The organism is Streptomyces sp. a15 (genome assembly GCF_059026085.1).
This window is the reverse complement of the sequence record NZ_JBWLKM010000141.1, coordinates 1-13,939: the sequence shown is the minus strand read 5'-3', so window position 1 is coordinate 13,939 and position 13,939 is coordinate 1. Positions and strand designations below refer to the sequence as shown.

General features: G+C 69.8%; 15 protein-coding genes and 3 pseudogenes. 10 read left to right on the top strand and 8 right to left on the bottom strand.

What is annotated here, in order from left to right:
- From AC5P09_RS49455 to AC5P09_RS49445, 3 genes and pseudogenes are all read left to right on the top strand, one after another.
- A pseudogene (locus AC5P09_RS49455) lies at positions 1 to 117 on the top strand (RNA-guided endonuclease TnpB family protein); the annotation flags it as partial.
- A 304-nt stretch (positions 118 to 421) separates the two neighbouring features.
- Positions 422 to 1,609, top strand: a complete 1,188-nt coding sequence (locus tag AC5P09_RS49450) for an acyl-CoA dehydrogenase family protein (protein ID WP_493880229.1) — start codon at positions 422 to 424, stop codon at positions 1,607 to 1,609.
- Positions 1,610 to 1,856: 247 nt separating this feature from the next.
- Positions 1,857 to 2,072, top strand: a complete 216-nt coding sequence (locus AC5P09_RS49445; protein WP_307679372.1) for a DUF4177 domain-containing protein — start codon at positions 1,857 to 1,859, stop codon at positions 2,070 to 2,072.
- 118 nt (positions 2,073 to 2,190) lie between these two features.
- Here AC5P09_RS49445 and AC5P09_RS49440 read toward each other — a convergent pair whose 3' ends face one another.
- The gene (locus AC5P09_RS49440) at positions 2,191 to 3,069 is read right to left on the bottom strand and encodes a hypothetical protein (RefSeq protein WP_493880228.1); all 879 of its coding nucleotides are present in this window, start codon (positions 3,067 to 3,069) and stop codon (positions 2,191 to 2,193) included.
- Between the two features lie 49 nt (positions 3,070 to 3,118).
- Positions 3,119 to 3,916, bottom strand: a complete 798-nt coding sequence (locus tag AC5P09_RS49435) for a hypothetical protein (protein ID WP_493880227.1) — start codon at positions 3,914 to 3,916, stop codon at positions 3,119 to 3,121.
- Positions 3,917 to 4,336: 420 nt separating this feature from the next.
- Here AC5P09_RS49435 and AC5P09_RS49430 point away from each other — a divergent pair.
- Positions 4,337 to 4,784, top strand: a pseudogene (locus tag AC5P09_RS49430) (alkaline phosphatase family protein); the annotation flags it as partial.
- A 415-nt stretch (positions 4,785 to 5,199) separates the two neighbouring features.
- Here AC5P09_RS49430 and AC5P09_RS49425 read toward each other — a convergent pair.
- Together AC5P09_RS49425 and AC5P09_RS49420 are read right to left on the bottom strand one after the other, a co-directional pair.
- Positions 5,200 to 5,397, bottom strand: a complete 198-nt coding sequence (locus AC5P09_RS49425; RefSeq protein ID WP_493880226.1) for a hypothetical protein — start codon at positions 5,395 to 5,397, stop codon at positions 5,200 to 5,202.
- 211 nt (positions 5,398 to 5,608) lie between these two features.
- Positions 5,609 to 6,301: a winged helix-turn-helix transcriptional regulator gene (locus AC5P09_RS49420; protein WP_493880225.1), complete on the bottom strand. Its 693-nt coding sequence runs from the start codon at positions 6,299 to 6,301 to the stop codon at positions 5,609 to 5,611.
- A 118-nt stretch (positions 6,302 to 6,419) separates the two neighbouring features.
- Here AC5P09_RS49420 and AC5P09_RS49415 point away from each other — a divergent pair, with 118 nt between their 5' ends.
- The 5 genes from AC5P09_RS49415 (at position 6,420) to AC5P09_RS49395 (ending at position 10,156) form a co-directional block, all read left to right on the top strand.
- Positions 6,420 to 6,785: a DsrE family protein gene (locus AC5P09_RS49415; RefSeq protein WP_411152946.1), complete on the top strand. Its 366-nt coding sequence runs from the start codon at positions 6,420 to 6,422 to the stop codon at positions 6,783 to 6,785.
- A gap of 125 nt (positions 6,786 to 6,910) precedes the next feature.
- A complete protein-coding gene (locus AC5P09_RS49410) occupies positions 6,911 to 7,741 on the top strand; it encodes an SGNH/GDSL hydrolase family protein (RefSeq protein ID WP_493880224.1) in 831 nt (276 codons plus the stop codon).
- Positions 7,742 to 8,108: 367 nt separating this feature from the next.
- A complete protein-coding gene (locus AC5P09_RS49405; protein WP_493880223.1) occupies positions 8,109 to 8,780 on the top strand; it encodes a formylglycine-generating enzyme family protein in 672 nt (223 codons plus the stop codon).
- 197 nt (positions 8,781 to 8,977) lie between these two features.
- Positions 8,978 to 9,385: a hypothetical protein gene (locus tag AC5P09_RS49400; protein WP_493880222.1), complete on the top strand. Its 408-nt coding sequence runs from the start codon at positions 8,978 to 8,980 to the stop codon at positions 9,383 to 9,385.
- Positions 9,386 to 9,499: 114 nt separating this feature from the next.
- Positions 9,500 to 10,156, top strand: a complete 657-nt coding sequence (locus AC5P09_RS49395; protein ID WP_493880221.1) for a thioredoxin-like domain-containing protein — start codon at positions 9,500 to 9,502, stop codon at positions 10,154 to 10,156.
- Positions 10,157 to 10,364: 208 nt separating this feature from the next.
- On the opposite strand, the gene AC5P09_RS49390 is transcribed toward AC5P09_RS49395, so the two are convergent.
- From AC5P09_RS49390 to AC5P09_RS49375, 4 genes are all read right to left on the bottom strand, one after another.
- Positions 10,365 to 11,510 (bottom strand): RNA polymerase sigma factor, encoded by a 1,146-nt coding sequence (locus AC5P09_RS49390; protein ID WP_493880230.1) that lies wholly within the window; start codon positions 11,508 to 11,510, stop codon positions 10,365 to 10,367.
- Positions 11,511 to 11,516: 6 nt separating this feature from the next.
- A complete protein-coding gene (locus tag AC5P09_RS49385) occupies positions 11,517 to 11,924 on the bottom strand; it encodes a YciI family protein (RefSeq protein ID WP_266453168.1) in 408 nt (135 codons plus the stop codon).
- A 175-nt stretch (positions 11,925 to 12,099) separates the two neighbouring features.
- Positions 12,100 to 12,522: a pyridoxamine 5'-phosphate oxidase family protein gene (locus AC5P09_RS49380; RefSeq protein ID WP_493880220.1), complete on the bottom strand. Its 423-nt coding sequence runs from the start codon at positions 12,520 to 12,522 to the stop codon at positions 12,100 to 12,102.
- Positions 12,523 to 12,661: 139 nt separating this feature from the next.
- Positions 12,662 to 13,261: a hypothetical protein gene (locus tag AC5P09_RS49375; protein WP_493880219.1), complete on the bottom strand. Its 600-nt coding sequence runs from the start codon at positions 13,259 to 13,261 to the stop codon at positions 12,662 to 12,664.
- A gap of 46 nt (positions 13,262 to 13,307) precedes the next feature.
- Here AC5P09_RS49375 and AC5P09_RS49370 point away from each other — a divergent pair.
- Positions 13,308 to 13,939, top strand: a pseudogene (locus AC5P09_RS49370) (IS200/IS605 family accessory protein TnpB-related protein); the annotation flags it as partial.

The following is a 13,939-nucleotide window of genomic DNA, read 5'->3' as shown; positions in this document are numbered from 1 at the left end:
CGCTTCAAGTCCCGCAAGGACAAGCGGCAGTCGATCCGGTTCACCGCCAACGCCCGCTGGAACATCACCGACAAAGGCCGCCTGAACCTGCCGAAGATCGGCGCGGTGAAAGTGAAGGAGACTGGCTACGGACAGGCGAAAAATGAGCCAATCTCCCCGTCCTCCCACATCGGCGAGCCTCACCCAAAGCCCTCTACTCCTCCGATGTATTTGGCAGAGCGGGCAGAGTGAATCGAGAACCGCGGCCGGCTGGCTGGATGTGTGTGGGGGGGGGGAGACGGCCGTACGCCTGTCCGTCGCCCAGTCGCCAGGCCCTGAGCCCAGGCCGATTCAACTCACCTGTCGAGCAGGGCTGTTGACAGTTTCGGGGATCGGCGTCACGGTGTGGGTTCTCGCGTGCACCGGGCCTGGAGGTCATCCCTTGGCTGGTTCTTCCGCACCTCACTCGGACAGCGACCTGGTCGAACTCGTACGAGAACTTCAGCCCCTGATCCGCGCACACGCCCTGCGCACGGAGCAGGAACGGCGGGTGACGCGCGAGGTCGTGGCGGCTCTCACGGACGCCGGGCTCCACCGTATGAACGTCCCCCGCCACTACGGCGGTTACCAGACCCCCTTGCGCACCCAGGTCGACGTGCTGAGCGAGGTCTCGGCCGCCTGTGGGTCGACCGGGTTCATGGCGCTGATCCAGGCCGGGTGTGCGTTCATCGCGGCGCTCTTCCCGGACGAGGCGCAGAACGAGATCTTCGCCAGGCCCGACGTACGAGTCAGCGGCACCCTCATCCCGAACGCGAAAGCCCTCCCGACGGAGGGCGGTTACCTGGTCGACGGAACCTCCCCCTTCGCCACCGGCTGCCAGGACGCCGACTGGCACCTCCTGACGGCCCTGGCCGACACCGAGGAGGGCCGACCGCCCGACATGCTGTGGACGGCCATCCCCATGACCGACCTCGAAGTCCTCGACGACTGGAACGTCACCGGTCTGGCCGGGAGCGGCAGCAACAGCGTCGTCGCCCACGAGGTGCACGTGCCCGCCCACCGTGTCCTGCCCCTGGGGCCGTTGCTGGCCGGCAGCTTTCCCTCGCGACGCAACAGCGCCGACCCCTTCTACGGGATGCCGGTTCTGCTGCTGTTCTGCGCCTGGACGGCCGCGGGCGCCCTCGGTCTGGCCCGGGCCGCCCTTGCGGAGTTCAGCGAGCGCATCCACCAGCGTGGCATCACGTACACCTTCTACGAACGCCAGCACGAAGCCCCGGTGACCCATCTGCAGATCGCCGAGGCCGCGATGAAGGTCTCCAGTGCCGAACTGCTCACCGCCGACTTCGTGACGCTGATCGAGTCGAGGGTCGCCGACGGCGAGCCGTACTCGACACAGGAACGGGCTCGGATCAGGGCTCAGTGCGGCTATGCGACCCGCCTGTGCAAGGAGGCCGTCGACCTGATCGGCTCCGCCTCCGGCGCCTCGTCGCTGCACCGCGAGGTGCCCGTCCAGCGTGCCGTCCGTGACCTCAACGCCCTGAGCCTCCACTCCTTCGTCAACCCCGCCGCCAACTTGGAGCTCTATGGACGGGTGCTGTCGGGGCTCGACGCCGGAACGCCGTTCCTCTGACGCGGAGGAAGGGGGCGCACGCCTCTTTGCCGTTGGCCGGCCTCCCTGACAGGCACACACCTCCGCGGCCTTCGACCCGGAGTCCAAGACGGCGTGGAGGCCAGGTTGGCGGTGGTGGGCACCGGGTCTGCCGGGACCTGGAGGGAACGTGCCAACACCGGCTGTCCACGCCGGTCAACCCGCGCATCGAAGACGTGATTGGCTGACCCCGGCCACCGCAGTCGAAACGCAGGAGGACACCGCAGTCATGAGCCACGCCTACGCCTACGAGTACAAGGTCGTCACCTTCAGGGAATCACTGATCGGTGACGCACTGGACAGCGACAAGCTGGAGAAGGCCCTCAACAAACACGCTGCGGACGGCTGGGGACTCAAGGCGATCACCTCCGCCGGCGTCAAGGGCCGCATAGGGCCCGGTGCGGTCGAGGGCCTGCTCCTCACCTTCGAACGCCCCCGGGCATAACACCGGGACACCACACCACACCGCCCCGCCCACGAAGGGCCCGTGCACTCGACGCTGAGGACGCGCTGGGGCGGTGGCGGTAGGCATCAGTCCCGTTGCGCCCCGGAGGGGGCCCGCGTCAGTCGCCTCCCCCGAAGCCGCCGCCGTAGTCCCCCTCCACGTCTGCCATGTCGCCGGTGTGGTCGACGAGGTCCCCACGCCCCGGACGGTCGCTGGCCCCGTCCGAGGACCGGCGGTCCGCGCCGGCAGCGGACGCCTGCCGGGGCGGGGGGTACGCCCCCCTTGAAACACTGAAGCGGGTCTCAGGGGTCTCGCCGGGCAGAGCCCGGGCGACCGCGGCGCGGCAGCGGCGGGTGAACAGGGGCCAGGGGCGGGACGCTTCGGGCGGCCAAGCCGCCGCGAGGAGGGACAGGGCGGCCCACGGCACCATCCACACAAGCGTCCACCATCCCGGGTCCGGGTCGGACAGACCCGGGACCCCGTTGCCGAGCAGCATGGCGTTCATGGACATCCCGAACGACACCACTAAGGCGGCGAACAACGCGGGGACGCGGTAGGCGCCGAAGCACCGGCGCAGGGGAGCACGGCGTGGCTCCAGGGCCGCGCGAAACGGCAGGAAGCGCGGCTCGGTGAGAAGTTCATGGACCATGACGCCCTCGCCCCGATCCAGGTCGGCCGCGAGCGCCGCGAGAACCGGATCCGCCGGAGCGGTGTGCTGCCCCGGCGTCAGGGTGATCCGACCGGCTTCGTCGACCTGGGCGTGACCGGCCATGACCAGCATCCGTACGGCCACCTCGGCGGCGTATCCCTCCCGCTGGGCCGACGCCCCCTTCCATGAGGCGCCGAGCCACCACGCCGCCTGGATCGGGTCCACGTCCGACCTGCGGGCTCCCCGCAGGAACCGTCGCTCCGCGCGCGTACGCCTCCACCAGGCCGTGCCCAGAGCCGCGTTGAATCCGGCGAACCCCAACAGCCAGCCGGCCGTGATCCATCCCATCCCACCGCTCATGACACGGACCCCGCTCCCTCACTTGCCCGACGCGGCATCAGAACGCTCCCCCGCTGTCCACCCACGTCTCCGCGGCCTCCCGCTGCCACCGCGGGTCAGTGGTGCTCTGTTTCAGCCGTTCGGCGCGCACGGGGTCGAGGGCGGGTTCGGCCGGATGCGGCGGCAGGTGTCGGCAGTGGTCCCGGAAGTGGTCGTGCCGGCCGGGCCACCACCGCAGCGCCGCCCAGCCCAGCGGCACGGCGAGCATCAGCCACGCCAGGAGGCACCCGAAGAAGGCGATGACGACATTCCTGCCATCGGACGCGGCGAAGTCCCGGATGAACACGAGTTGGACGGCGAACCAGAGAGCGAGCAGTACGGCGGCCAGGACGGCCCAGGTGTGGAACTCGTCCTTGGCGCGGGCGGACCAGCGCGGCACCTTCGCGTCCTCGGCGCGCAGGAACGCGTCGCGCAGCCCGTGGTGCGCGGTGTCCCAGCGGAGGTGGTGCAGCGCGACCGGCTCCGCGCGGCGCCGGAGGGTGGTCAGCAGGGCGGCCGGGACGGGGTGGGGCCGCGTCTCACCGACCGGGTCACGGCCCTCGTCGGTGAGCGACAACCGCCCTTCCTCGTCCACCTGTATCAGGCCGGCCAGCAGCAGCTCGGCCGCCGCGGCCCGGTCGGCATCGCCCGGGGCACCGGCCGTGGCGACCGCGTGGTACGGGTCGATCTCCACCGCCTCCAGGTGGGCGGCCGCAGCACGGTCGGCACGGTCACGGACGGACCACAGCACGGCCAGTACGAGGTACACCCCTACCGCGGCCGCCAACGCCACTCCTGACAAGGCCAGCTGGCTCATGGGCAGGGCCCTCTCCTCGGACGACCGCCAACAGGACGGCCGGACAGCGCACTTGTCGGAGATTCCCACCAAGCGGCGCATTCATGTCCGATTCCCAGATTCCAGATTCCAGATTCCCGCTTCCAGGTTCCGGATTGCCGTGTGTTCCGGAAGGGCTGTCTGCATGCAGACACATTCGGTGCGTGGGCAGGGCGGATACCCCTCTGTTTCATGTAGCGGCCATCCTTTTCCCAAGCCGGGGCAACGACCCGGCAATGCCCCGTTGACGCAGGTCACGGCTTGGCCAACTCCTTCCCGGCCGTTGTTCACATGTTCACCCCTTGCCCCTGATGACCCGGGCGGAGAGTGATCGGCGGTCCGGTTGCGACCGGACCGATCGTCACTCCGAAGAGCGGTTCTCTCCCTCAAGTAGGGGCAATCATGGCCGAGTTGACTCGTCGTAGACTGCCTGGACTCGGCCGCCGGCGCACTGGGCGGCGCCGCGGCCTTCTCCCTCCTCCCGCCGAGCGTCCAGAAGGCCGTCGCCACGGAGCCGCCGAAACACAGCTCGCTGCGCGACATCGAGCACGTCGTCATGCTGATGCAGGAGAACCGGTCGTTCGACCACTGCTTCGGCACCTTGTCGGGTGTCCGCGGCTTCGCCGACCCCGACGCCCTCAAGCTGGACAACGGCCGCAGCGTCTTCTACCAGCCGGATGCGGTCAATCCGAAGGGCTACCTCCTGCCCTTCCACCTCGACACCCGCGCCTCAAGCGCCCAGGCCATCCCGTCCACGTCCCATGCCTGGTCCGTGCAGCACGAGGCCTGGAACGGCGGCAAGATGGACCAGTGGCTGCCGGCCCACCGCAAGGCCGACGGCGTCAACGGCTTGGTCCGGCCTGGATCTCGCTCGGATGATCAACGCGCGGCCGGCGCATACGGGCGCGGTCGAAACGGGCACCACGTTGGTGATGGCAGGATCTCTCTACGCGGTCAGCGCACGCACGTCTCTTACGCAGCCAATCCGCCATCGAGACCGCGCAGCTGACAGTGCAACTACTCCACGGAAGCACCGTTCAGCATCACCAGTTGGGTCGCTGACGGTGGCAGCCTCCGCTTCGACACACGAGGCAACGCCACCCACACCGGTCTTGGGTCACTGACCTTGTGTGAGTGAATGGAGACGGCGCGCGGCCGGCTCCCCTTGGCGTGCCAGAGCGCGTGTGTACGACAGCGGTGGGCTGGACCATGAGGAAGGTCCGCGACCGAGGACGCACACAACGCGCCAGGACGATGCGTTCCCGCTACCCCAAACCTGCGATGGCCCTGACCAGAGGCGTGCCGAACTCGAGGCGCGCAGCCAGACAGCAACCGCCGACGCGGGCGACCTGTTCCTCGATGTACTCGGGTGGCGCGATGCTCCCGACCGACACCAGCAGCCCCTCACACACCCGTTCGGCGCCGGGGTACTCGCGTCGCCACCAGAAGCCGTCGAGATTCACGGCGGCACGGGCACGGGTACGGGCACGGGTACGGGCACGGTCCGGATTCGCCCGGGCCTACTCGACCGCGACCATTCCGCCGAGGGAATGGCCCACCACAACGGCCTCCGGCACGCCATGCGCGTCGAGCGTGTCCGCGATGTGCCGGGCTTCACTGTGGGGGCACACAGCATTTCTCACGGGTGCCGTCGACCCGTCTCCGGCGTTGAGGTCACCGCGGCAGTGACACCGCCGCCCGCTCGACGGCGGCGAACGGGCTGGCATGGAGCCACTGCGGCAGCGCACGGCAGGCGGCGCGGTCGCCGGTCAGGCTCAGCACTTCGTCGCGCAGCGCCGCCGACCAGCTCATGTCGCCCATCCAGATGCGGGTGAGGGTCGGCACCTCGGTCTCCAGCCAGACGCTGACCGGGAAACCCGGGTCGGTGTCGCACACGTCGGCGCCGGCGGACCGGGACAGGACCAGCCACCATCGCTGCTGACCGGTGGGGGCGTCCCGGAAGCGGAGCTGCACGGTCACCGCGCGCTCGGGCATGCGTGCCGCACGGGAGTCCCGGCTGATGTCGAGCATCAGCAGTACCGGGTCGAACTCGTCCGGACGCAGGTCCTGCATCCAGCGCGCGCCCCACGCGCCCATCTGCTCCAGTAGCGGCCTCAGTTCCTGCCCGGCCGGTGTGAGACGGTAGCGGGGCTCACCATCGACCAGGTCGCGCTGCACGAGACCGGCGCGCCGCAGCTCGCGCAGCCGCGTCGCCAGCAACGAAGGCGACACCCGGGGCAGGCCGCGATGGATGGCATTGAACCGGTCCTCGCCCCACAGCAGTTCACGGACGATCAGCAGCGTCCACCGTTCGGCGAGGACCTCGGCGGCACGGGCGACCGGGCAGTACTGGCCATAGCGCTTCATGGGCCCCATCCTCTTCGCGCGGTTCGGACCTCGCCGCTACAAAAAACGTACTAGGCCGCCGGTGGCGCGTCCCCCAGTCTCAGGAACGGAGACAGAACACGCCCCTAGGAGGAGCTACATGCCTGGTAAAGCGGTCATCAGCCTGACCACCGGCCTGGAGGACCCCGAGCGGGTCACCGTGGCATTCCTGGTCGCCGTCGGCGCGGCCGAACAGGGACGTCCCACGCTCATGTTCCTCACCAAGGAGGCCACCCGGCTGACCCTGGACGGCGTGGCCACCGGCGTCGCCTGCGACGGCTGCCCGGAGCTGGCCGACCTCGTGGCCCGGTACGCCAAGGCAGGCGGGCGCTACCTCGTCTGTCCCATCTGCTTCGACGCCCGCAAGCTCGACAAGCAGCAGCTGATCGAGGGGGCGGAGCTGGGCGGAACCGTTCCGATGTGGCAGTGGATCGGCGACGAGGGAGCTACCACCTTCAGCTATTAGCCAAAGCGCGGATCAACCAACATCAACGAGCAGGACGACAACGGACGGCGGTGCATCCAGCGCAGGGCACCGCGAGCCGCGCCTTCCACATTGACGCCGCCGCAGCCCGGCACGAAGCTCGGCGCATGACCACGCACCCGTACACGCGATACGTCGCCATCGGCGACAGCCAGACAGAAGGCATCGGCGACGGCGACGACCTGCACGGTTACCGGGGCTGGGCGGACCGGCTCGCCGAGATCCTGGCGCGCGGGCACCCGGACTTCACCTACGCCAATCTCGCCGTACGCGGGAAGGTGACCGCGCAGATCAGGGCGGAGCAGCTCGGACCGGCCCTCGCGCTGAAGCCGGACCTGATGACCGTGATGGCGGGCATGAACGACCTGGTGCGCCCCGGGTTCGACGCCGAGCGGGTGGCAGGGGACATCGAGGAGATGTTCGCGCGGCTCACCGAGTCGGGTGCCCGGGTGGCCACCGTGACGTTTCCCGACCTGGGGAAAGTCTCCCCGCTCGCGCGCCGTGCGCTGCCGCGCGTCCTCGACCTCAACGCCCGCCTGTGCGCCGCTGCGAATCGCCATGGCGTAGCGGTCCTGGACACCTACCCGCATCCGGTGACGGCCGACCCGCGGCTGTGGAGCCTGGACCGGATGCACGCGGGGCCGCTGGGCCACGCCCGGATCGCGTCAGGCATGGCCTGCACTCTCGGTTTGCCGGGTCACGACGACTGGGCCGCACCCCTGCCCCGGCTCGCTCCGGTCTCCGCCCTGCGCACCGCGAGCGGCGATGCTCGCTGGGCCGTGGCATTCCTGGGCCCCTGGGCCTGGCGACGACTGCGGGGCCGTTCGTCGGGAGACGGACGCACGGCCAAGCGGCCCGAGCCAACGCCGTGGGCCAGGCCGCACGGTGCCGGGACACAGGGGGAGGCAGAGGGACGCGCGAGCTTCCCCGGTGGATGACGAATTCACGGTCGATGGGTCGCCTGGTACCCGTGATCACGAGGGTCCTCCACTGGACACCTTCCACGGCGAAGTAGAAGTAAAGGACGCGGGTTGAACACGGCCCCTCCAGGCGCCTCTTGACGAGGGCCTCGGACACACCGGTGGCCGTCCGCAGTGCCGTGAGCGTGGCCCGGCCCCGTCTCGCCGAAGCAGCACCAGCACGGTCTGGTCGGCGGCGTCCAGCGTCACAGGCGCCGTGGTCGGTGCGGGTGCCGACCACGTGCGGGGAGGGCGCTCAAGACGATCGAGGAGCAGGTCTTCGCGTCGTTGATCTGGTCCGGCCCGCCCTGGCAGAACCGACGCATCTCGGTAGGATCTCTTGATCATGGACGTAGTCACGGGAAACGAGATGGTCGCCATCCCACCGGGGCAGGTAACGCTCTCGGACCGGCGGACGCAGCGCAGTTGGTCGGTAGAGCTCGCGCCTTACCAACTCGCGGCATTCCCGGTCACCCAGGCGCTGTACGCGCAGATCACCGGCCGGCGGCCGAGCACCGCCCGTGGGGACCAGTTGCCCGTTGAGTGCGTTTCCTGGTGGGACGCGGCACGGTTCTGCAACGCCCTGTCCCTGCGCGACGGGTTCACGCCCGCCTACCACCTCGGTGCCGGCAGCGAAGTCATCGAGTGGGACGCGTCCGCCGGCGGGTACCGGCTGCCGACCGAAGCGGAGTGGGAGCACGCCTGCCGTGCCGGTACGACCGGGCCGCAGTACGCGCCGCTCGACGAGATCGCCTGGTACCGCGGCAACTCGCACGAGCGCATCCATGCCGTGGGCGGCAAACGCCCCAACCCGTGGGGTCTCTACGACATGCTCGGCAACGTGTGGGACTGGTGCTGGGACGTCTACGACGCCGAGGTCTACGGCACCTACCGGGTGCTCCGTGGCGGTGGTTGGTTCGATGAGCACTGGAGTTGCAGAGCCTCTGCGCGGCGCCGCAGCCACCCGACGTTCCAAGTCGACGACGTAGGGTTTCGCATCGCGCGCTCCATCGTGTGACGACTGCTTCCCGCACGTCTCGAACGCGCCGCCCGCCACCTCCGCCAACAGACGGCGCACCTCGTTCCCACACGGGGCACCACGCCTCAAGCAACTTCCGCTCACCGGCTAGGAGTTCCTCGCTCGGAAGCCGGAGTCGACAGCCTGACCACAGGCAACGCCTACAATCACGCGTGATGGGGAGCCGGAGACAGGACATGACCCGCGGAGCGTGGTGGACCACGCGGATCGCGACGCTCTGCCCTGCTCTGGTGGTCCTGCTCGCTGCCCTGGTGGCGTGCCTGGGCTCTGCGGCGCACGCCGACAGCTCACAGGCCGCCTCGATGACGACGGTTTCGGCCTCGGCGGTCCCGACGGCCGCGCCGGCCGATCACCATACGGCAGCGGTCGCGCGCCCGGCGGACTGCCCTGCCGGCGATATGTGCTGCCTCGCAGCAGTCGACGGCATGCGAGCCGTGCTCGTCGCTCCGGCCCAGCCCGTGCACGCGATCCTGCCGCGCACGCCGGACGTACCCAGGCAGCCGGACACCTCGGCGCGCTCCACCGAGCCGGTACCGACCGGACGCGCTCCCGACCTGCACATCCTCCAGGTGCAACGGACCTGACGGATCTCACGGCGCCGTACGCTCGCGCGTGCCGCCGACGACGACATCCGTCCATCACCCTGTACCTACCGCCGCCCGACGACACCGCGCGGCGAAGACGAGGACCACACAGTCATGAGCAAGACCAGCAAGAAGGCGGCCTCCGCGTCCCGTAAGGCCCGGATAGAGGAGCTGCGCCGCGTCGAAAGAGCCCGGGAGCGTCGCAACCGGATCATCACCATCAGCATCAGCACGGTCATCGTCGTCGGCCTCGTCGGCTGGGGCGCGTACTACATCAACGACGTCAACGAGAAGGACGAGCAGCAGGCCGCCGAGGCGAAGAAGCCCGTGAGCGGCGAGAAGACCTGGGACGCGAAGAAGCTCAAGCAGAACCACGTCCAGGGCACCGTGAAGTACCCGATGAACCCGCCCGTCGGAGGCGACCACAACCAGGCCTGGATGACCTGCGACGGCACCGTCTACACCGAGGCCATAGCGAACGAGAACGCGGTCCACTCCCTTGAACACGGGGCGGTCTGGGTCACGTACAACGACAAGGCCACCGACACGGACATCAAGACGCTGAGCGACAAGGTTTCCACGACCCCGTACACGCTGATGAGCCCGTACAAGACCCAGTCCGGCCCCATCGTGCTGTCGGCCTGGGGCAAGCAGCTCAGCGTGACCAAGGCATCCGACCCGAGGATCGAGCAGTTCCTCACCAAGTACGTCCAGGGCGCGCAGACCCCGGAGCCGGGCGCCGCCTGCACGGGCGGACTGACTGCCCCATAAGGGATACGACAGTGACCGCACCGGACGCCACGGAAGCCGACGACCCCGCACACCGGTCGGCCCTCCCGCGTCCGGCCGGCCGTCGCCAACGGTGGCGGCGGCCGCGGTCGCAGACGCAGACGCAGTCGCGGTCGCGGTCGCGGTCGCGGTCGCGGGCTTCGCCGGTGACATGGCCCGCCGCCACGCCGGAACGACGGCCGCCCGCCGCTCAACCGCGCAGCTGCGCGTTGAGCCGTGCGGCCTGCCGCGTGAGGTGGACGTGTTCCGGGAGGCTGGGCGCCGATCGGGCGGCTTCGGCGTAGAGCCGTGCTGCAGTGGCTGGGTCGCCGTCGCGCTCGTGCAGGTACGCCGCGACGGCGGTGTGGCGGGGCAGGGCGGGGTCGAGCTCCGCCAGGGCGGACAGTCCGGCCCGCGGGCCGTCGGCCTCGCCGACCGCGACGGCCCGGTTGAGGCGGGCCACCGGGCTGTCGGTGAGGCGCACCAGTTCGTCGTACCACTCGACGATCTGCACCCAGTCGGTCTCCTCGGCCGTCGGGGCGTCGGCGTGGAGCGCGGCGATGGCGGCCTGGGCCTGGAACTCGCCCAGTCGGTCGCGGGCGAGGGCTGCCTGGAGCACGCCGACGCCCTCGGCGATCATGCGGGTGTTCCACAGGCTGCGGTCCTGCTCGGCAAGAGGCACGAGATTGCCGTCGGGGCCGGTCCGTGCCGGGTGCCGTGCGTGGTGGAGCAGCATGAGCGCGAGCAGGCCCGCGACCTCCTCATGGTTGGTCTTCGCTGCCAGCTGGCGAGTGAGCCGGATCGCCTCGCCGGCGAGGTCGACGTCGCCGGAGTAGCCCTCGTTGAAGACCAGGTAGAGCACGCGCAGCACCGTGGCGACGTCACCGGGCTGGTTGAACCGGACGCCCGAGACGGTCCGCTTGGCCCGGCTGATGCGCTGGGCCATGGTCGCCTCCGGCACGAGGTAGGCCTGCGCGATCTGCCGCGTGGTCAGGCCGCCGACCGCGCGCAGCGTGAGCGCGACGGCCGAGGCCGGTGTCAGGGACGGGTGCGCGCACAGGAAGTACAGCTGGAGGGTGTCGTCCGCCACCTCGCTCGGGCCGGGCAGGGGCTCGACCTCGACGCGCACCTCACGATGCCTCCGGGAGGTATCGGCGCGGACGGCGTCGAGGAACTTGCGCCAGGCCACGGTGACCAGCCACCCCTTGGGGTCCCGAGGCGGGTCGTCCGGCCACACACGCACGGCCTCGACCAGGGCGTCCTGCACGGCATCCTCGGCCGCCGCGAAGTCTGCTCCGCGCCGGCCGAGGATCCCGATCACCGTGGGGGTGAGGGTCCGCAGCAGGGACTCGTCCACCATGCGTCACTCCGTGATGGTCGGGGGCGCCGCGTAGAACGGGCGCAGCTCGAGCCACTCGTGGATCGGCTTGCCACCCGCACCCGGCGCCGCGGACAGCTCGCCGGCCAGCTCGAGCGCCCGCTCGTAGGTGTCGACGTCGATCACCATCCAGCCCGCGATCAGGTCCTTGGTCTCCGCGAACGGGCCGTCGGTGATCGGCGGACGCCCCTCGCCGTCGTAGCGGACGAACGTGCCCTCCGGGGAGAGCGCCTGACCGTCGACGTACTCGCCGGTGCCTTCCAGCCGAGCGGCGAAGTCCTGCATGTACTGCACGTGGGCCGAGATCTCCTCCGGCGTCCATTGGTCCATCGGCACGTCGTTGACCGCTGCCGGCGCGCCCCGGTAGTGCTTGAGCAGCAGGTACTTGGCCATCGTGTTCTCCTTGATGTTGTACGGCCCATTGTGGCCGTGTTCACTGCGGGGACGGAGCCGGACTCGGGTTCTCGACATCCCGCCGCGAGATTTTTCCGGCGGACTTCGAAAGACACCGCGCACTCCGCGGTGGCGGCAGGAGGCGGCAGAGGGAGCCGCGTCGCGTGCACGGCGCTCAGGCACGCTGACGCGCGTCCCGCTGCCGGATCAGCTCCTCGACCGCGCTCGGCAGAGTCGTCTCGAAGTCGATCAGCTTCGCCCATGTCGGGGTCACGACGAGCCGGACCATGCCGTCGTAGAGCGAACGCACCTCTGCCTCCCAATGGACCCGTTGCTCGGGCGTCATCTCGTAGGTGCTGTTCGCCTCGAGATACTCGTCCAGGATGCCGTCGACGACGTCCAGCTCGGCCCGACCGCGGATGAGCAAGATCTTCGGCGGGTGCACCTCGGTGTCGATCGTCAGGGCAACCGTCGGGTTGTTGCGCAGGGCCGGGAGTTTGGGAGCGTTCTTCGTGGTGCACATGACGATCGCCGAGCCGTTCCAGGTGAACGCGATCGGGACATTGCGGGGTGTGCCGTCCTTGGCAACGTAGGCCAAGCGGGGATCTGAGCCAGCCGGGGCCGTCAGGGCCTGCGATCGGCGGTTTCCGGGGCTGGTTCCAGGGCGGGGAAGAGACTTGACGCCTTGTGCGAGCGGGAGTCCTTCGCGGTCCGTCCCCAGCCGGCGGCGGCCCCGTTCAGTCCGTTGAGGCCCGCACCGCCTCCTCCCAGGCGTGGGGACTGCGGTAGTGGTTCCTGTGTCCTGCGGCGAGCACGGACCGGAGCTCCGGGAGATGCGGAGTGTCCGCGGGGAGTTGCAGGCGCGCGAGGAGAGCCAGTGATGCCGTCGGCTCCAGGTCGCCGTAGACGTCGTGGTAGCCGGCCAGCAAGCCCTTGAACAGCGGCATGTGCAGCGCGGGGAGCCGCACGACCATGTCGTACGCCTTCTGCTTCACGAGCCAGGGCACGGGGCCTGAGCAGGCCAGAACCCGGTCGGCACGGCGAAGCAGGGCGTCCGATCCCTCTGCGACGACGTGGTCGATGTCGTTGCCAAGTACCTCGGCGAAGGCCGTCGCGGCGGTGCCGCGATCCTCGAACCAGTCGACCCAGAGCGAGTAGGTGACAGCCTCGGCATCCCGATCCGCCTCCAGCCGTCGGCGATAGCCGTCCCACAGAACGTCGGCGGGCAGCGGCCCCTGCGGACCCCGGTCCGCGAACCCGATCTCGCACGTCACCCAGTAGTCGTCGAGAAGATCAAGCATCCCGAAGGCCAGCCGCACCTGCTCGGCCACGTCCATGCACTCGTCGGTGAACACCTCACTTGAGGCGGATGGAGGAGATCATGCGGTCGGTGTGGTCGGCGTCGACACCAACGGCGATCACCTTGCCGCCTGGCGCTTCGATGTCCACGGCAACCCGATCGGCGGCCCGCGCCGGTTCTTCTTCGAGCTCACGGGCACCGCCCAGCACCGCGACGCCCAGGTCCGCCACCTCCCTCACCCGGCTGCTGCACTGGGCCAAGGCCTGTGGCGTGAAGGCCATTGCGGTGGAGGATTTGGACTTCGCAGCGGAGAAGGCCCGCGAGAAACACGGCAGGCGCAAGCGGTTCCGGCAGTTGATCGCCGGGATGCCCACCGGCCGGCTCCGCGCCCGGCTGACCTCCATGGCCGACCAGACCGGTATCGCGGTCATCGCCGTGGACCCGGCTTACACCTCGAAGTAGGGGCGGCCAGCACTGGCAGAAGCCCCTCACCCACGACAACAGGAAGACGACCCGCCACGACGCTGCCGCCGTGGCGATCGGACGGCGCGCCCAAGGGCACCCGATCCGGCGACGGACGGCGCCGCCCCCACACGACCGGAGTGATCGTGTGGGGCATCGGACCGTCCAGGCCGGATCGGGAACCCGTGGGCGTGAGGAAACCCGCCCCCGCATTCCCGGACCACGGACACGATCCGTGCCGCCGGACCGCGGA